The organism is Kitasatospora sp. NPDC048407 (assembly GCF_043200475.1).
Taxonomy (GTDB): Bacteria; Actinomycetota; Actinomycetes; order Streptomycetales; family Streptomycetaceae; genus Kitasatospora.
Genome location: NZ_JBICXW010000028.1, coordinates 54,612 through 72,489 on the forward strand (window position 1 = coordinate 54,612; position 17,878 = coordinate 72,489).

The window sequence follows — 17,878 nt, forward strand, 5'->3', positions numbered from 1 at the left end:
CCAGGACGTTGAAGACCATCACGAGCTCCTCAAACGAAGCTGTAGCAGCCCTACACTGTCCGTCCATGGACGAGCGGCAACTCCGGATCCTGCGGGAACTGGGAGAACTCGGCAGCGTCAGTGCGGTCGCCGCGGCCCTGCACGTGACGCCTTCCGCGATCTCCCAGCAACTGCGCCTGCTGCAACGCTCGTTGCCCGTCCCGCTCACCGAACGCGCCGGACGCCGGGTGGTGCTGACCGAAGCCGGCCAGGCCCTGGCCCGCGCGGCCATCGAGGTGGAGACGGCCCTGGCCCGGGCCCGGCACAGCGTCGACGAGTTCGCCGACCAGCCCGACGGCAACGTCTCGCTGGCGGCGTTCCACAGCGCGGCCACCACCTTCTTCCCCCTGCTGCTGCGCAGCTTCGCCGGGCCGGGCCGGCCGCGGCTCCGCCTCGCCGACGAGGACGTCGCCCAGGAACGCTTCCCCGTCCTCACCCGCGACTACGACCTCGTCCTCGCCCACCGCCTCGACCACGGCCCGCCCTGGCCCCGCACCGTCACCGCGAGCACCCTGCTCCAGGAACCACTCGACGTCGCCCTGCCGACCGGCCACCCGCTCGCCACAAAGACCGTCCTCACCCCGCAGGACGTCGCCGACCAGCCCTGGATCACCGTCCACGACGGCTTCCCGCTCATGTCCACCGTCGAAGCCATCGCCGCCGTCGCCAACCGCCGCCTCGACATCGTCCACCGCGTCAACGAATTCACCGTGGTCGCCGAACTCGTCGCCGCCGGCGGCGGCCTGGCCCTGCTGCCACGCTGGACCACCCGCAAACACCCCGGCGTCGCCCTGCGACCACTCACCGCAGTGCACGCCCGCCGCCGCATCGACGTCCTCCACCGCCCGGAACGCACCGCACGCCGGGCCGTCCGCACCGTCCTCGCCGAACTCCACCGCGCCGCCGCGGAAATCCGCACCCACGACGCCCAGCCACCGCGGCCCGGCACCGGACCGCCCTCCGGCTGACTCGTGCGCCGCCGGTGCGGCAGAACCCGTTGCCCACGGTCCGGCCCCCGTGAGAGCATCAAGATCCAACCGCGTAAACGACTTCACGCAATCCACCAAAACGCGTGGAGGCCGCGAACGAAAAGACCGTTCGGAAGTTCATGGAATGGGCCGGACAGGTGGGCAGGCCATCCGGTCGGCCCTGCCGGTTCGTGCCTCGGGGTGAGAAATGGCAGGTACGGCTTGATGGACGCGACAGGGCCGGAAGAAGCCTGCATCGACGATTCGGGCAACGCCTTGGTTGCGCCGTCGACCTTGCAGGATCATGAATTGGTCCGGGACTTCTTCGGGTCCACGATCACGCCGGAGGAGCTCGCTTCCGGTTCACCCGACCTCGCCCGGAAGACCGTCTACCTGTGCGGCGATGTATCCGGGATCAGCGCCCGCCGACTGCGGGCGGCGGCCCGGGTGTTCGTCGTCCGGGAGCTGTCACACGGTTACCAGGAGGACGCCGACGGGCCCTGGCCCCTCGTCGACCTCGGCCGGGTTCCCATCCGCGTACACGGCACCGGCGTGTACTACCGCCGCTTCTTCGACCTCGACACCGGTCACTTCGGACGAATCCGCGCAGAGCACGATTTCCAGTCCCTGACGGAGTCCACCAAACCCGGAACGGCCCATCGCAGCGGAATCTATCTGACGCCCGTCACACGAGACGGTGAGGAACTGCATTTCCGTCTGCTCCGGTGCTCCACGAACCTCTCGGGGCCGACCGAGAACTTTCGCCCGACCGACACGCGCATCGTCGAGGCTCTGAACCGCGAGGCCGCCGCCGTCTTCCGGAACCAGGCAGCGCTGAATCACGTCCTCGCTCAGATCTACCACAACGCCGGCGCCACGGCCGAGCGCAAGCAGTCAAAGGCCAGGATCTCGGCTCATGCCGACAAGACCAAGGACATGCCCGTCAATGGCATCATGGCCTTCTGCACCTTCTACGACCGGCTCGACAAGCTGCACCCCCTGACCGAGAACGAATTCGACCACGGCGTGGGGGGCACCAGCGGGCTGACCAGACTCCGCTTTCGACTCAAGGAATCGGCCGAGAAGCGCAACGAAGTCGCACTCCCCCTGCAATTCAGCCTGACCCTCTACCCCGGCTCCGTGTTCTTCATGCCGCTGTCCACCAATCGCCTGTACACCCATGAAATCCAGCCTCCGCCACTGGACGCCGAGTTGCTGCCGACCCGCCTGGGATACGTGGTGCGCTGTTCGAACTCCGAAGCCGTTCACAAGAACGGCCGCACGTTCCTCAAAGCGGCCGGAGATCTGGTGGAAATGGAGCCGCCCACGCCGGCAGGCATGGAAGAACTGCGAAGGCTGTACGCCGAGGAGAACAGGACCTCGTCCTTCATCGATTACGGCGACGAGCTTCTCTTCAGCATGAACACGGGAGACTACCTTGCCCCTCGAGCCTAGGATCTCGGACGAGATCCTCTCGTGCACCCTGCGTACTGAGGAGAATCTCTTCACGGAGCTTTCCGCGTCGGCCCGCCTGGAAGAGGTGGGAAGGGGTCGACGAGGTGCCGTGGTCACGAAGGTCCATGAGGCGCGCGGCGTGCCTCTCGTACGGACCACCACTCGGTACGGCAGCCCGGCGCAGCACTTCGGCGACGTGCACGAACGCCTGGCACAGCAGATTCAGGAAGCCGCGGCGCTTTCGGTCGGATTCAACAACGCTCTCATGGAGATCTACACGAACTCCTGTACAACGATGGGAAGCCACTCCGACCAAGCCCTCGATCTGGCCGACGATTCGTTCATCGCCGTCTTCTCCTGTTATCAGCACCCCGAAGTGAGCCCGCCGAGAAAGCTGATCTTTGAATCGAAGGGCTCCAGTGGCGAGAAGGTCGAGATCCCGCTCACCCACAACAGCGTCGTCGTATTCTCCGTCGAATCGAATCGGCGGCTCAGGCACAAGATCGTACTGGACAAACCCGTCCCGGCGGCGGACAACCAATGGCTGGGGGTGACATTTCGAACGTCAAAGACCTTTGTGCGGTTCCACGACGGACACCCATACCTCGCGCAGGGTACGCGGCTCGTGCCGGCCGACGATGAGCAGGAACGCGAATTCTTCCAACTGCGACGGCGTGAGAACCACGAAACGGATTTCACCTACCCCGTACTGAGGTACACCATCAGCGAGAGCGATCTGATGCCGCCCGTCCGGCCTTGAGGGCCTTCACCCGGCGGGCGGAGAGCCCGCAGAGCCCGGTCTCCAGCCGTGGGTGGTCCGTGCGCATCCCGGCCCCCGGCACCCGTGCCGATGGGTGCGCGGCCGGCCGTAATGGGTGCGCGGCCGGCCGTACCCGTCGCTCCCGGGCGTGTTCCTGACGCTTCATCGGACGTCGACCACGTCCGGCCGGTACCGGTGGTCCGCGTACCAGGCCAGCGTGTTGCGCAGCCCGAACGCGCGCAGCCGCCGCACCGAACCGTAGACCGTCATCCCCGGGACCTGCCCGTAGGCCCCGGTGAGCCTGCGCACCCGGTTCACCAGGGCACGGTCCTCGTGCGTCTCCTCGATCGCGGTGCGCGGGAAGCCGCCGCAGCGCTGGTAGAGGTCGGCGGTGATGGCCAGGTTGCAGCCGGGGCACATCAAGTACCGGCCGAGGTACTGCGGGTCCTGGTTGCCGGGCCGGAACCTGCCGAACCACGCCGCTACCGCGACCACCGCCGGCAGCAGCCGCCGCTCCCACAGTTTGAGCCGGAACTCGTCGGTGCGCGGCCTCAGTTGGCCGGTGACCAGTTCCAGCCCACCGGCCAGTCCGCGGCGCACGGCCGCCGTCCAGCCGGGTACCGGGAGGCAGTCGGCGTCGGTGCGGGCCAGGTACCGGGCACCGGCCTCGATCGCGAACCGCATCCCGGTGTCCGCCGCCGCGCCGGTGCCCTTGCGCGCCTCGGTGATCAGGTGCAGCGGGAAGCCGGCGGTGACGGCGAACTCCCGGACCACCTCGGCGGTCCGGTCGGTCGAGGCGTTGTCCACGACCACGCACTCGAAGTCCGCGTCGCACTGCTCCGCCAGCGCGCGCAAAGTGGCAGGCAGCGAGGCCTCCTCGTTGTAGGCCGGCACGACCACCCACAGGTCGGTCACCGATACTCCCTCTCGACCACGTTCACCACTGCGCGAGGAGGACGCCGAACGAGACTCCGCCGGCCGGTCCGATCAGCGCCACCGGTCGCCTCTGCGGCCATCGCCGCCCGTGTCCCGCCGCCTTGCCCGACCAGCTGCCAGTTCCCTCGACACCGCACCCTTGGATCCCCCAAGTCGCTTGAATCATAGGGGATTTCAGGGACCGGCCACGGTACGGTTCCCCGAACGGACAACCGGGGCGGCAGCGGGGGCGGCGATGCGCGCGACAACGGCGGCACAACACGAGAGCAGACTGCTGTGGGCCAGCCGGCCCGCCCTGTGGGCACTGACCAGGATCGCCATGGCACCGCCCTTCGGAGCGATCCGACGGGTGCCCCGACTCGGCTGGGTCGCGAGCGAACCCACCCTGATCCGGGCCGTCCTCAACGACCACGAACACTTCACCCTGCTCGGCGAGGGCGGCGTGGGCCACCTGTGGGAACAGATCCTCGGGCCGTACGTCACCCGGCTCTTCGACGGCCCCGGGCACGCGGACCTGCGCAGACGTGCCCGGGACCTGTTCACCGAAAAGAACTCCGCAGCCCTGGTCGAGCGGGCCGCCGGACCGGTCTACACCGATGTCACGGCGCGCCTTGCCGCCGGGGGGCAGGTCGACGTGGCCAAGGCGGCCCGGCTCGTCGTCGGCCGCCTGATGACCGACCTGCTGGGCCTTCAACTCCCTTCGGACAGCCCGGATTCCGCATACCTCGAGACCTTCGCCGCCGGCGAGCGGCTGGCGGCGCTCGCGCTCGACACAGCCGCCTCGACCGAGCTGCCGCCCGAGCGGATCGAAGCGGCCAAGGAAATCGTCAAGTCGCTGACCAGCGGCGTCCCGGCGGCCTATGCCGGTGCCGAACCCGACACCCTGCTCGGCCGCTGCCGCGAAGCCGGGATCACGCTGGAGGAGGCCGGCGGCCTCGCCTCGCTGCTGCTCGTCGCGGGCACCGAGACCGCCGCGAGCGCAATGGCCCGCACGGTCGCACTGATCTACGACACCGAGCAGCAGGAACCGCTCCTGACCGACCCCGGGCTGATCCCCGACGCGGTCCGCGAGGGACTGCGCGTGACCACACCCGCGCCGGTGATCGGACGGCACGTCAGCGCGGACGTCACCATCGCCGGCCGCCGACTGCGCAAGGACGCGCGGATACTCCTCGTCACCTACGCAGCCGACAACCTGGCCGGCGGTTTCGACCTGGCCCGCCCGTACGACCCGCGCTCGCGCCAGCTCTGGTTCGGTGCCGGCCGACACCTGTGCCTGGGCGCACCCGTCGCACGGGCCGAGATCGCCCGGATGGTCGAGGCGGTCTGCACGGCGGGGCGCCCGTACCGGATCGTCTCGCGCAGCTACGCCCGGAAGGTGATGATCCCGTCCTACGCCTCACTCGTCGTCGAGCTCGAATGACGGGACGTCATCCGACCCGCCACCGCCCCGACTGACCGACTACCGGGAATTCGCACCTCGATGATGAGCGATCAGGTCCCGGTACCACCCGTACGACGCCTTCGGCGTGCGCTTCTGGGTCGCGAAGGCGACGTGGACCAGGCCGAAGCGCTCGCCGAATCCTTCGGCCCATCGAACGGGGTGTCACCGTAGCCAGCGTCCTCAGCTCAAACCGGGACGGCCCCCAAGTCGCGTAGCTGGCAGGCAAGCTCCTGTCACAGCCGCGATCCCCGTCCACGAATCCGCCCTCGGTACACCGCCATCAGATCGCGGCACCGTATCCACGACACGGTGGGGTCGCGCCGCCGTGTTTCGAGGACGAGAGACATGAGGCCCAAGTGCGGACCGAACCGCCGGGCAGTCGAACACCCTGTCGGTGCGCCGCACTCATGGGGCCATCCTCGCCGCTCCCTCGGGCTCCGCAGTCCGCCAGTGTCGGTCACATCTGAACCCTGGGCGATGGTCGGTGGACAGGCCGTACGATGGTTACCCCGTTCGCCACAAGAGTCGCAGTGGCATTGGCTGCGAGGCCTGTCCCCCGAGTCATCGGCCGACCGAGAGAGAGTCAGTTTCTATGACGCGTCGCGGTGTCCCCCAGTACGAACGCGACGGCGGCTATCACGCCATCAAGGGCTTCGCCTTCCAGTTCGATGCTTCGCTGCTTCGGCTACTCGAGAACCAGGCCGCCGAGGTGGAGGTCGAGGGGACACAGGACATCGGGGTCCAAAACTTCCACATTCAGGTGAAGAATCGGAACGAGCGGTACTCACTGTCGAAGATCAGCAAGGCCGTCCAACAGATGATGGCCCAGTATGCGGCGGACCGCACGGCAAAGTTCGCCCTGTACTGCCATTTCGCTGACCGCGCTCCGGGTGCTTCCCTGGTGTTGACTCCCGCCGAGCTCGACCAGGTGTTGGGAACCAGCTCGGCCACCTATGACGACAGCACTAAGGAATCGTTCACCAAAGCGTTCGAGATCCTCTTCGCCCCGGACTACGAACGGCAGTTCAGCGACGTGCTTCGACTACTGAGGACCGCACTTCGGGCGAGCAGCGATTCAGAGGCGCTCTACTACCACGCACTCATCCACGCCCACTTGCGCAACGTGGTTCTGACCCACACACAGGGTGAGCGGCGGGTATCCTTTCGAGACTTGAGGCAGCTAGTCAGCACCGCTAGGTCGGCGATTTTCGAAGCAGGCTACGCAGAGTTCCGCGGATACGATGACTACCTGAAGCTGCTGCGCGACCAGTACAAGAGCTCGTCGGTCAACGTTCCCAACCGGCGGCGGCTCTTCATCGTCGAGGTCGGCCCAGGCACCCATGTCGACGATCTGGTCGATATCGCGAGCACCCTGCGACAGCGGTACTACATCGGAGAGTCGCCAGCGCCATTTGTGAGCTTCCGAGGCGTTGACGACCTTGTCGATCTGAAGACAGCGATGTGGCGGGCCGGCCTGTGGTTTGATGATGGTTATCCGTTCCGTGGATCCGAGTTCGACCCTGATCATATTGTGGATACCCCGGGAGGAGGGCACGGGCTCAAGTTGGTCGACTTCCTTGAGATCGAATCCGTGATCGATACAGCGGCATTTCACGAGGTCCACGACTTCTATCTTTCGAATCCTGCTCCATCTCCAAATACCAAAGGAAGATCCTGGCACGTCTCGATCGAGCGTGCTCTCGATATCCAGAAGATCATTGCTTGATTGAGGGGGTTTAGGTGTCCGGCGCCGAGGTTGTAGGGGTGTATCCCGATCGCATCAAGATCGAGGTGAGTAACATCTCCGAGCTCGCCGAGGGGGAACCACTCAAGGTCGGATCATACCTACGGGTGTACGACAGCGAGCAGTGTTCGATTATCGCGATTGTCGAGAACTTCTCCATCGAGCTGAAGTCGATCCCCGGGGCCGAACTGCGGCGAGTCTATGTACTGGAAGCCGTCCCGCTGGGCTTCCTCGATGCCGACGGCGCCTTCGAACGCGGCGGCGGGAGCATTGCCATTCCACCAAAGTCAGTCGCAGTGGCGGGCCACGACGATGTGCAACGCGTGTATGACACAGTCCCGCAGGAGAAGCGCTTTCTGTTCGCTCACCTCGCTCGCGAGCGACACGTGGACGTACCGGTCGATGGCGACAAATTCTTCAACCGCCATCTAGCAATCGTCGGGTCGACTGGCTCGGGCAAGTCCCACGCCGTCTCCAAGATCATTCAGCAGGCCACCGAGATGCGTGATCTCGAGCGAGAAGCATACAAGCTCAACAACGCTCACGTTATCATCTTCGATATCCATGGGGAGTACCGGACGGCGTTTCCAAATGCCAACCACTTGAATGTCGAAACATTGACTCTACCGTATTGGCTGCTCAGCTCGGAGGAGCTCCAAGACCTGCTGATCGAAAGCCACGAGGAGCAGTCTCACAATCAGGTCGCGGTACTTAAGAAAGCCGTCACCGAGGGCCGGCAGAAGAACTTCAGTGATGCGGCCCGCCGGGACCTCATCCACTACGACTCGCCGGTCTTCTTCGACATCGATAGCGTTTTGGAGGAAATTCGACTCAAGAATGAGGAGATGGTCGACGGAACCCGCGGTCAGAAGCAGGGGCCACTATTCGGAAAGCTGGACAACTTTCTGACCCGCCTCGAGGGACGCCGCCATGACCGCCGTCTCGACTTCCTTCTAGGCGAACGGACAAAAGCCGTCACCCTGGAAGAAACCTTGCGCCAATTCACCGGATACACCGATTCCAAGGCCAACGTCACCGTCGTCGATCTGAGTGGTGTCCCCTTCGAGGTACTAAGCATCACGGTCTCATTTATCTCGCGACTGCTCTTCGACTATGCGTACTACTACAAGAACGCGCATCCCGAGATGAAGGTGGAGACCCCACTCCTTCTGGTGTACGAGGAGGCACACAAGTACGTGCCGAAGAACGGGTCCGCCAAATACAACGCTTCACGCGCGGCCATCGAGCGCATCGCCAAGGAAGGGCGAAAGTACGGCATCACCGCAGCGATCGTCAGTCAGCGGCCGTCGGAGATCTCCGAGACGATCTTCTCGCAATGCAGCAACTTCCTGGCGATGCGGCTTACCAACCCCGAGGACCAGAACTATGTCAAGCGGCTGATCCCCGACTCGCTCGGTCCGCTGACCGAATCACTGCCGATGCTGTCGTCGGGGGAAGCACTGCTGCTTGGCGACGCGGTCGTGATGCCCTCCCTGGTTCGTCTGGTGGAGGCCGACCCCGTTCCGTCGTCGAGCGATGTGCGCTATCTCAAGGAATGGGTCCGACCCTGGCATGACGTCGCATTCAACCTGATTGTCAGAGACTGGGAGCGGTAGACGCAGCACGTCCATCCTGCCAGCCCCGCTCGACCACCAGATTCCAAGAACCGCAGTCCGGTGCGCCAGCACTACCTGGGACGATTCCTCGTCACGGGCGGGGCATACGCAGGCCCCGCACCGGCGTGCACGGCCGCGACGAAATGCGCTACTTATTGACCCGAAACGCGAAATTTCCGGCATCTCGGTGATGTAGCGGACGTGCTGGCTCTGGAAGTAGCCGCAGATGATGTGTGGCTGCTTCTGTCGGCGGCGGAAGAAGCGTCGGACCTCGTCGGCGAGCCGGTCGGCGTTGCGGTCCCTGAAGGCCAGCAGATGGGTGCCTTTCAGGGCGGCGTTGACCAGTTCGTCGGGGTTGTTCTCGGCTGCGCACGAAGGCAGCAGATGCAGGGCGATCCGGCCGGGATGGCCGGCGAGCCAGGCTGCGGTGGACGGAGTGCCGGTCGACGACGAGGTGGACCGGGCGGTCGAACTGCCTGTTCAGGCGGTCGAGGAAGTCGCAGAACACCTCGGCCGTGAACGATCCCAGTAGACCGTGAACCACATCCGGCCCCGCGGACTGATCGCGGACATCGCGTTGACCGAGAACCGGTTTCCGGTCCGGCGCACGGTCGGCGTCTCGCCGCGCGGGGCCCAGGTCCGGCCGGACACCTGGTCGGAGCGGACGCCGGTCTGATCCGCGAACAGCACCTCGGCGCCTTCCTCCTGTGCCTTCGCGCGGATCGCGGGCCACGTCTCCTCGCGCCAGGCGCGGACCGCTTCCGGGTCCTGCTCGATCGCGCGCTTGTCGGGGCGCTGGAACGACAGCCCCCAGCGCTTGAGGTACTTGCCCACGCCCTGTTCGGTCAGCCATACCCGGCAGAGCAGGGCGATTAGGTCGCCGACGATCGCGCGGGTCTACAACTGCCCGCTCAGGCCGAGGTCTTCGGGGCGATGGTCGATCAGGGCCCGCCGGACGCAATGCTTCCGGTCGGGATCGAGCACCTGGTGCCCGCCCACCCGTCGGCCGCGGGTCCTGGACACCAGAGCATCCCGGCCGCCGCTCTGCCAGGCGGCCCACCAACTGCCCACCGACTCCACGGTCACGCCAAGGAGTTCGGCGACCTCGCGCCGATCCCGGCCCGCCCGAAGCGCCGCGACCGCCCGCATCCGCAGAGCTTCCTGAGCCTTCGGCGACAGTCGTCGCGTGTCCCCCACCAGATCCGTCACGCCAGGATCAACGAGCGACGAACCTTACCGTTTCGGGTCAATAACGGTCACCGCCCTCACAGGTCTCCGCCATGCCGCACTGTTCTTACGGCATTCGGGTCCCCAGTGAGACCAACGGTCCCACTATGCGTTCGGTCCGCCAGGCCATCGCGCCCTTGGCCCCGCGCGCGAGCCTGAGAGGGACGACCGAGGTCGACCGGACACCGCAGGCCAGCCGAACCGCTGATGACGGACTTCTCAACTATCAAGCAACCCTACTTCCATGCGCGCCCGGTGCTCGGCGATCAGGTCGCGGTACCAGGCGTAGGAGGCCTTCGGGGTGCGCGCCTGAGTGGTGAAGTCGACGTGGACCAGGCCGAAGCGCTCGCCGAATCCTTCGGCCCGTCGAACAGGCTGTCATCCTAATCCCCGTTCTGGAACGCCCTGTCGACGTGGACCCGGCCAGCGCAGCGCGTGCACCGTAGAGCCCACCCCTCTCCCCTCGCCGCGCTTGCCCACGAAGCGCCAGTTTCCCGACGCCGCGCACGGGGCGCACGGCTGCACGCGAGCAACACTCCTGTGCGCTCCCTGCAATCTCCGATTTCCCCCTCCTCGTCTCAACAGAGCTCGTACTCTGGTGCGTTCGCCTGCCGACCAGGCGGACTCACGAAGAGGATCGGACCAGAGGGGTAGCAAAGTGAACGGCACCGCCACTCGCGCGCGGGAGCAGGCCGTGGCCTCCCAGGCTCAGCGATGGGCCGACGAACTCATTGATCTCGGACCGCGCAACGCACTGCTGCACTTCAAGGACACGAAGACTGGCAGCCTCGACCTGACCGCCACCTCTGCCGAGCAGCAGCACGCGCTACTGACCGGCCGGAAGGTCCGGCTTGCGAGCCTCGTCCCCGATCTGTCCGATCACAAATCCGCCTGCCTTCGCGCTCGCTACCTGCGGCGCCGGATCCTGGAGTTGGACGAAGAACAAGGTGTCGAGGCGGGTCGCCTAGCCTGCGGACTGCTGAACGTGGACCCGCCGAAGACACGTGGCACAACCACCGTTCTCCCGCTGCGCGCCCCCCTCGTGCTGTTGCCCCTGACGATCCAGCCGCGCACGGCCACCGAGAACGACTTCGTCCTCCATGTCGACGGCGAGCCGGAGATCAATCCGGTCCTGCTCTACGCGCTGAACCGCCAGTACGGCCTGGACACCGACCTCGATCACCTGGCCGACCAGGCGTCGGCCGCGCTTGAGGAACAGACGGATCCGGGTACCCGGGTACGCGCTGTGTACGACCTCCTCGCCAAGGCCCTCCGCCGGAGCGGGCTGTCCGCCTCGTTCGAGGAACGCCTGGTGATCGGGGCCTTCAGCTTCGACCGGCTGCCCATGGTGAACGACCTGAAGAACTCTGGCTCGCTGCTCGCCGAACACCCCGTCATCGCCGCCATCGCCGGCGACAGCACGGCGGCCCACTCGCTGCTGGAGGACACGGAGGACCATCCCGCAGGGGGCGATATCCCGCCGCGGGAAGAGTTCCTCGTCCACGACGCCGACGCCTCTCAGCAACAGGCGATCCGTGCCGTACTGGCCGGCCGGCATGTGGTCATTGAGGGCCCTCCCGGAACGGGTAAGAGCCAGACCATCGCCAACCTCATCGCCGCGCTGGCTGCTGAGGGGCAGCGCATCCTCTTCGTCGCGGAGAAGCGCGCCGCGATCGAGGCCGTTACCGACCGACTCGCCCAGGTCGACCTCGACGGACTCGTTCTCGATCTCCATGGGAACAAGCTGAACCGTCGCCAACTGGCCCAACAGCTTCTTGAGACCCTGGACCGGTCCGGCCAGGAACCGCCGCCGCGCCCCGAGCAGTTGCACGCTTCGCTCGAACACTTCCGCGGTCAGACCGGCCGACACGTCGCCGAGTTCCACCAGCCGCGGTCCCCGTGGGGAGTCAGCGCTTACCAGGCCATGACTGCGCTGTCGGGAATTCCACCCGAGCGCCAGACACGCTGGCGCCTGCGCGGCGGTGTCCTGAAGCAACTGGACCTGACTGCACGGCAACGGGTGGAGCGGGACCTGCACAAATTCGTCAGCCGAAAGGGCCTTCAGATTAGGCGCGGCCAGTCTCCCTGGGCACGCACCCGCGTACGGGACGTCGCGGAACTCCGTCCAGTCCTCGAACAACTCGACCAGTTGGCGGGCACGGCCTTCCTGGACACCCGCCGGGAGATCGAGAAACTCATCACCGTTGCAGGGTTGTGCCAGGCACAGGATGTCCACGGCTGGCAGCAGCTATTGGACCTCTTGCAGGCGGTGTCCGGCACCTTCGAGGAGTTCACCCCGGGGGTCTTCGGACCGCAGCTCGACCGGCTCGTCGCCGCTACCGCTGACCGCGCTTGGCGCAAGCAGCACGGGCAGCGTATCGGCTGGTGGCAGCGACGTTCCTTGGTCCGTGAGGCCATGGCAATCCATCGGGACGGACTTCGCGACCGCCAGGTTCTCCACACCCGGCTGGTCCAGGCCCAGGAGCAACGGACCCGTTGGCAGAGCATGTCGGTGGACGGCGCACCGCCGTACGCAGTCCCTGAGCTCGGCACCACCCTGAAGAACTTCATCGAGCTGCGCGACCGGCTCGCCGCAGTGGCCCTCTGTGCGGGTGTCGACGACTGGGCGAAGAAGCCTGCCGATGAGGTAGCCGAGATCGTACGAGAACTCGACGCCGACCGCGGGACGCTGTATCAGATGCCCGAAATCAACCAACTGACCGACCGCTTGGAGGCCGCCGGTCTTGGCCCGCTGCTTGACGAGCTGACTCAGAGCCTCCCCACGCCAGAGGCAGGGGTCGACCGGTTCCAGTACGCCTGGTGGGCATCCGTTCTCGACGAGATCAAGATGCACTCCCAGCACGTTCGCACCTTCACCGGACGGGAACACGATCACGCCGTCACACAGTTCCGCCGCAGCGACAGCGACCATATGACCGCCAATGCCGGCCGCGTGCGATACTCCGTGGCGGCCCGGCTGCGCAAGGCCCGCGATACCCACCGTGACCAGAACGCCGTGGTCCGCGACCAGGCCGCTCGCAAGACGCGCCACCTGCCTCTGCGCAAACTGGTCGCCAAGGCCCCTGACGTGCTGTTGGCGGCCAAACCCTGTTGGGCCATGTCGCCGCTCGTGGTCAGCCGAGTGCTACCGGCCGCTCGGCTGTTCGACGTGGTGGTCTTCGACGAGGCCAGCCAGATCCTGCCGCACGACGCCATGACGTCGATCATGCGGGGTCGCCAGGTCGTCGTCGCGGGCGACCGGAACCAACTGCCGCCCACCTCGTTCTTCAGCCGCGTGCTGAGCGGCACGGACAGCCAGGAGGAAGCTGACGACACAGACGGGAACGATCCCGGCGTCTTCGAGTCACTCCTGGATTTGCTCAGCAGTCGGCTGCCCCGCGTCCACACCCTCCGCTGGCACTACCGGAGTAATGACGAGAGGCTGATCGCCTTCTCCAACCGCGAGATCTACGGCGACCAGCTCGTCACGTTCCCCGGGACCGCGGTTGAAAGTCCGCTCCTTCTGGAGGTCGTCGACGGGCACGCACTGCCCGGCCAGGACGGCTCCGCCCCCCAGGAGGTCGCGCGAGTGGTGGAGTTGGCCCTCGACCACGCCTCCCGTACCCCAGACCTCAGCCTTGGCATCATCACCATGGGCCAACGGCACGCCGACCGCATCGATCTCGCCCTGCGCAGAGCCCTCGAGGCACAGCCGGACCTGCAGGACTACTTCAGCCCTGAGGCGGGCCCCGGCCGCCGCTTCTTCATCAAGAACCTCGAACGCGTACAGGGTGACGAACGCGACGCCATCATCCTCAGCATCGGGTACGCCAAGGCCGCCAATGGCCGGCTTGCCCAACGCTTCGGACCGCTCAACAACGAAGGCGGAGAGCGTCGGCTCAACGTCGCTATCACTCGTGCACGCAACCGCATGACAGTGGTCAGCTCGTTCTCCCACCACGACTTCGACCCCCGTGCCGAAACGAAGAACCGCGGCCCCGAACTGCTGCGCCTGTTCCTCGAGTACTGCGCTGTCCAGGGTGACCTCACCCGGTCGGGCGGACGCCAGGAGACGTGCGAGCTGAACCCCTTCGAACAGCAGGTGCTGGAGGCCCTGCGTTCCGCAGGCGTACCCGCTGTCCCGCAATGGGGCGTCTCCGGCTACCGCATCGACTTCGCGCTGGCTCATCCTGAACGGCTCGGCCAGATGCTGATCGCTGTGGAGACGGATGGCGACCGCTACCACCGCACAGAGAGTGCACGAGACCGTGACCGGCTCCGCCAGGCACACCTGGAACGGCTCGGATGGCAGTTTCACCGGATCTGGGCCGCGGACTGGTTCGCCGCCCCCCAGACCGAGACGGACCGACTCGTCGGTGTCTGGCAGGATGCCGTCCGCGCGGCCGACGAGCCGCCGAGCGGCACAGTGCCTCAGACCTCGGTCCCCGCTCCGCGCCAGGCAGAGGAGCCGTCGACGCGGCGAGGACACAGACCGTCGCTGACGCCCGGTGGCACCATCAGCACCTACTCCGACACGGATCTCCGCGCGCTCGCCGCCTGGATTCTCAGCGACGGCTACCAGCTCGACCGTGACACTCGGATCAGTCAGGCCATGACCGAACTCGGCTTCCGGAAGCGGGGACGGGTCATCGTCGAACGCCTCAACCAAGCCTTCGATCACTCTCAGCAGTTCGCGGACAAGGAGCACATCTGATGGCTCAGCTCGATTCCATGACCATCCAACGCATCGCGCGACTCGTCGTGGACGTGGACGGCCCCTTCGAACGCCCCGGCTACCAGCTCGCCGAGCTGCTGAAACGAGCGGCCTGGCCGGTACCCGTCGAGTACGACGGCACGGCGCGGGTGTCCTGGCTGACCGAGACGATCACGGAGTCGGCCAGTGACGAGGCCGCCGTCAGTCGCTTCCTGTGTCGTATCTGCGACCCGCTGGAGTACGAGGACGGAATGGCGTCCGCCGATCTCCTCCGGCAGGGTCTCAACCAGATCCTCGCCGCAGAGCAGTTGTCGATCACTTACCTTGGCGGCCGCCCGATGGTGGGTGCGCTCGGCCAGGACGGCCGATCGACCACCTTCAGTCCGCCCGAGGACTTGAATACACGCGTCCGACGTTTGGTCAGCAGCGAGGAGATCACACGTCAGCTAATGCAGCGGGTGAACGAGACTCGTATCTGCGCGGACAACGGTGCCTACGTCTTCGCCCTCATCGGCATCGGAAGCTTCACCGAAGGTCTACTGCTCGATGTGCTGACCAAACGCGACCCGAGCCTGGCCCAGGGATTCCCGAATCCCAACGGAGGAAGGCCGGTGCCGATGGCTAAGGCCAGCCTGGCGCTGCTACTGGACACTGCCCGGTCCCGGGGCTGGATTCAGGTCGACGCTCACGACTTCATGAAAATCGTCCGCGAGTACCGCAACTTCGTCCACCTTCGTCAGCAGCGGGAACGCGGGATCGATCCCGACCACGACACCGTCATGATGTGCTGGGGACCGGTCCTCGCTGTCCTCAACGATCTCGAGTCGAGCCGCCTGGACTGACACTACCTGGAGCGTCGCGCCCGGTAGGCAGCGATCAGGTCGCAGCATCAGCACGACTTCCCCTGCGCCTCGCAGAACCTGATGCCGTCCGGGCCACACTCAGCCGACCATCGACCAACTCTGATTTCTTCTAAGGCCATTGGTGCCGCCGCAAACCACGGATTGTTAGTCAGATCCGTACAGTGGAACCACGAGTACGTCGTCGAGTGTTTCCGCCGAGTTGAAGGCGAGGCCATGTCCGACTCCTCCGTCCTGCTCCCCGCCCTCGTAGGTCCTCCCGACGCCCGAGGTCTCATATCGTCAACCAAGACCGTTTCAGCCGGCCGGAGTTGCTCACCGACCGGCTGCTGATCCAGGTGAACACCTCACGGGTGGGGTTCGTAAGGGACCAGCTGGACCCCACCCGCAGTGGTCTCGTGGTCAGTGGACCGAAGGCCCCCAAGAAGGCGTCAGAGCTACGACGGGACAACGACTACGCAGGCGTACTCATCGCCGACCCGGCATTCTACGAGGACGCCGTCGCGAGGGCGAGCGAGCCCTTCCTCTCGCTAACCGGCGAGCTACCTACAGCAGATCCGCTCAGCCAAGCGGTTCAGGAGCAGCTCGCGGTCGGCGAGACGGCGGCGCTCACGCCGACTGGATACCTCCGGGCCGGGGACACAGCCGCCGTACGGGCTGCTGCACGCGGTGTGGCAGCGGCGAGGACCCCCGGATCGTGCTCGCGCTCCCGATCGACGTCGGCTGGCTGCGCGCCGACCTGGTCGGTCGCCTCATCGAAGAAGTGAGCGCAGCACCGGGTATGAAAGCCGTCATGCTCGGCGGCCAGTTGGACCCGCTCGCGAGCTTCCCCGACGCGCTGGCCGGGCTGGCGAGGGTACTGACCGAGGTACCGGGAACCGCGCTGCTGCGGGCCGATCTCGCGGCGTTCGGAGCACTGGCACGGGGCGCGGTCTTCGCCGCCTACGGGCTTTCGGGGCGCTTCCGGCACGTCGTCCCGCCCGGTGGGCCTGCGAAGAGTTCGGGGTTCGCCGACTCCCCGGCCGTACTGTTCCCCGAGTTGATGGCCCTGTTCCTCGGCAAGAGACTCGCACGCCGTTTCGCCGCGACGCACGCACCCATGTGCGAGTGCGCTGCCTGTGGACGTCGGGCATTGGACAGCTTCCCGAGCAACCGCGATGCCCAGTCCGCAGCACAGCACAACGCGGCCGTACTGATGTCCTGGCAGCAGACGATGCAGACCCTGGAGGTTGGGCCAGAGCGCCAGCGGTGGTGGCAGGAGCGCCGCCAGGCCGCAGTGGACCGGTATCCGCTCGTCAACGCCGCCGTCCAGCAGCCGAACGGCTTCAAGGTCCCGCCGCAATTGCTGAGATGGTCCCTCCTCGATGCGGAGCCCTCGGCATCGGCCAGCGCGGGAGCCAACTGACGGGCTAGGCCGGCTCATGCCAGTCGTCCGTACAGCTCCTCGACAAAATGCCAGGCCGCGGCGGTGTGCCGCGGCGGCCTGTACGCCTCGGGTTCCAGGGCGATCCGAATCTTGTCCGGCTCATTGACGAGCACGCCGATGCCGTAGAAGCCGGCCTCCACCAGGATCTCGCCCAATCGTGCGTGCGGAACCTCGTCGAGTAGGACAGCCCGGCGGCAAAACGGCGCGAACCGGCCTGCTCGTTCCAGGGCCGTCCGCCAACCGGCGGCCCGCACAACCGCGAGGTCAACAGCGAGCGGCCGGACCGCCCGGCGCGTCACCAGGGCCGTGTCCCACTCGACAGCTCCTCGCGGGAGGTCACGAACCTCCGCCTGATCTGGGAGCGAACCAACCGGAACCGGAAGGCCGAGCAAACACTCCAACGCAGGGATGCTGTCCAGCCCCTCGGCACCAACGGCCCGCCGCCTGCGACGCTCGGTCTCCTCGACCCGGTACAGCAGGAGGGCACGGGTGCCCAGAACTGAGAACACGGCGCCTTCACTCTCCGAAGACACCTGCGACAACGCCGCCTCGCGCACCGAGCGCCACGCCGTGGGATTCGCCACACCTGCCATGGGTACCACCCTGCCCTACCCGCTGACGTGACGCGGCCAGGAACCCCTACACTCAAGCGCCGTACGAGTTCTCCGGTGGGCATCGTTGACGATGGC

At 66.3% G+C, this 17,878-nt stretch carries 13 protein-coding genes and 2 pseudogenes; 9 read left to right on the plus strand and 6 right to left on the minus strand.

Going from position 1 to position 17,878, the window contains the following annotated elements; translation table 11 throughout:
• Positions 1–65 precede the first annotated feature (65 nt).
• From ACGFWJ_RS32690 to ACGFWJ_RS32700, 3 genes are all read left to right on the plus strand, one after another.
• Positions 66–1,007, plus strand: coding sequence for a LysR family transcriptional regulator (locus ACGFWJ_RS32690; RefSeq protein ID WP_392955901.1), 942 nt, complete (start codon positions 66–68; stop codon positions 1,005–1,007).
• Positions 1,008–1,232: 225 nt separating this feature from the next.
• A complete protein-coding gene (locus tag ACGFWJ_RS32695; protein ID WP_392955903.1) occupies positions 1,233–2,462 on the plus strand; it encodes a hypothetical protein in 1,230 nt (409 codons plus the stop codon).
• Positions 2,446–3,222 carry an alpha-ketoglutarate-dependent dioxygenase AlkB gene (locus ACGFWJ_RS32700; protein ID WP_392955905.1) on the plus strand — a complete coding sequence of 259 codons (777 nt, stop codon included), beginning with the start codon at positions 2,446–2,448 and terminating at the stop codon, positions 3,220–3,222. Before ACGFWJ_RS32695 ends, ACGFWJ_RS32700 begins: the two co-directional genes overlap by 17 nt.
• 162 nt (positions 3,223–3,384) lie before the next feature.
• Here ACGFWJ_RS32700 and ACGFWJ_RS32705 read toward each other — a convergent pair whose 3' ends face one another.
• Positions 3,385–4,137, minus strand: coding sequence for a glycosyltransferase family 2 protein (locus ACGFWJ_RS32705; protein ID WP_392955907.1), 753 nt, complete (start codon positions 4,135–4,137; stop codon positions 3,385–3,387).
• Positions 4,138–4,477: 340 nt separating this feature from the next.
• On the opposite strand from ACGFWJ_RS32705, the gene ACGFWJ_RS32710 reads away from it, so the two are divergent.
• Entirely contained in the window at positions 4,478–5,581 is a 1,104-nt protein-coding gene (locus ACGFWJ_RS32710) for a cytochrome P450 (protein ID WP_392955909.1), read from the plus strand.
• A gap of 39 nt (positions 5,582–5,620) precedes the next feature.
• Here ACGFWJ_RS32710 and ACGFWJ_RS32715 read toward each other — a convergent pair.
• Positions 5,621–5,752, minus strand: a pseudogene (locus ACGFWJ_RS32715) (family 1 glycosylhydrolase); the annotation flags it as partial.
• A gap of 442 nt (positions 5,753–6,194) precedes the next feature.
• Here ACGFWJ_RS32715 and ACGFWJ_RS32720 point away from each other — a divergent pair.
• Entirely contained in the window at positions 6,195–7,328 is a 1,134-nt protein-coding gene (locus ACGFWJ_RS32720; protein WP_392955911.1) for a hypothetical protein, read from the plus strand.
• 14 nt (positions 7,329–7,342) lie between these two features.
• Positions 7,343–8,962, plus strand: a complete 1,620-nt coding sequence (locus ACGFWJ_RS32725) for an ATP-binding protein (protein ID WP_392955913.1) — start codon at positions 7,343–7,345, stop codon at positions 8,960–8,962.
• Positions 8,963–9,442: 480 nt separating this feature from the next.
• On the opposite strand, the gene ACGFWJ_RS32730 is transcribed toward ACGFWJ_RS32725, so the two are convergent.
• The 3 genes and pseudogenes from ACGFWJ_RS32730 to ACGFWJ_RS32740 form a co-directional block, all read right to left on the minus strand.
• The gene (locus tag ACGFWJ_RS32730; protein ID WP_392955949.1) at positions 9,443–9,850 is read right to left on the minus strand and encodes a winged helix-turn-helix domain-containing protein; all 408 of its coding nucleotides are present in this window, start codon (positions 9,848–9,850) and stop codon (positions 9,443–9,445) included.
• Positions 9,851–9,859: 9 nt separating this feature from the next.
• Positions 9,860–10,171, minus strand: coding sequence for a helix-turn-helix domain-containing protein (locus ACGFWJ_RS32735; protein WP_392955916.1), 312 nt, complete (start codon positions 10,169–10,171; stop codon positions 9,860–9,862).
• Positions 10,172–10,408: 237 nt separating this feature from the next.
• Positions 10,409–10,552, minus strand: a pseudogene (locus ACGFWJ_RS32740) (family 1 glycosylhydrolase); the annotation flags it as partial.
• Between the two features lie 295 nt (positions 10,553–10,847).
• On the opposite strand from ACGFWJ_RS32740, the gene ACGFWJ_RS32745 reads away from it, so the two are divergent.
• The 3 genes from ACGFWJ_RS32745 to ACGFWJ_RS32755 all read left to right on the plus strand — a co-directional run bounded on the left by ACGFWJ_RS32745 (position 10,848) and on the right by ACGFWJ_RS32755 (position 17,168).
• On the plus strand, positions 10,848–14,903 hold the full coding sequence (locus tag ACGFWJ_RS32745; RefSeq protein WP_392955918.1) for an AAA domain-containing protein: 4,056 nt from the start codon (positions 10,848–10,850) through the stop codon (positions 14,901–14,903).
• Positions 14,903–15,745 carry a hypothetical protein gene (locus tag ACGFWJ_RS32750; RefSeq protein ID WP_392955921.1) on the plus strand — a complete coding sequence of 281 codons (843 nt, stop codon included), beginning with the start codon at positions 14,903–14,905 and terminating at the stop codon, positions 15,743–15,745. The genes ACGFWJ_RS32745 and ACGFWJ_RS32750 overlap by 1 nt, the downstream gene beginning before the upstream one ends.
• Before the next feature lie 715 nt (positions 15,746–16,460).
• Positions 16,461–17,168 carry a hypothetical protein gene (locus tag ACGFWJ_RS32755; protein WP_392955923.1) on the plus strand — a complete coding sequence of 236 codons (708 nt, stop codon included), beginning with the start codon at positions 16,461–16,463 and terminating at the stop codon, positions 17,166–17,168.
• Between the two features lie 14 nt (positions 17,169–17,182).
• On the opposite strand, the gene ACGFWJ_RS32760 is transcribed toward ACGFWJ_RS32755, so the two are convergent.
• Positions 17,183–17,782, minus strand: coding sequence for a hypothetical protein (locus ACGFWJ_RS32760; protein ID WP_392955926.1), 600 nt, complete (start codon positions 17,780–17,782; stop codon positions 17,183–17,185).
• Positions 17,783–17,878: the final 96 nt, after the last annotated feature.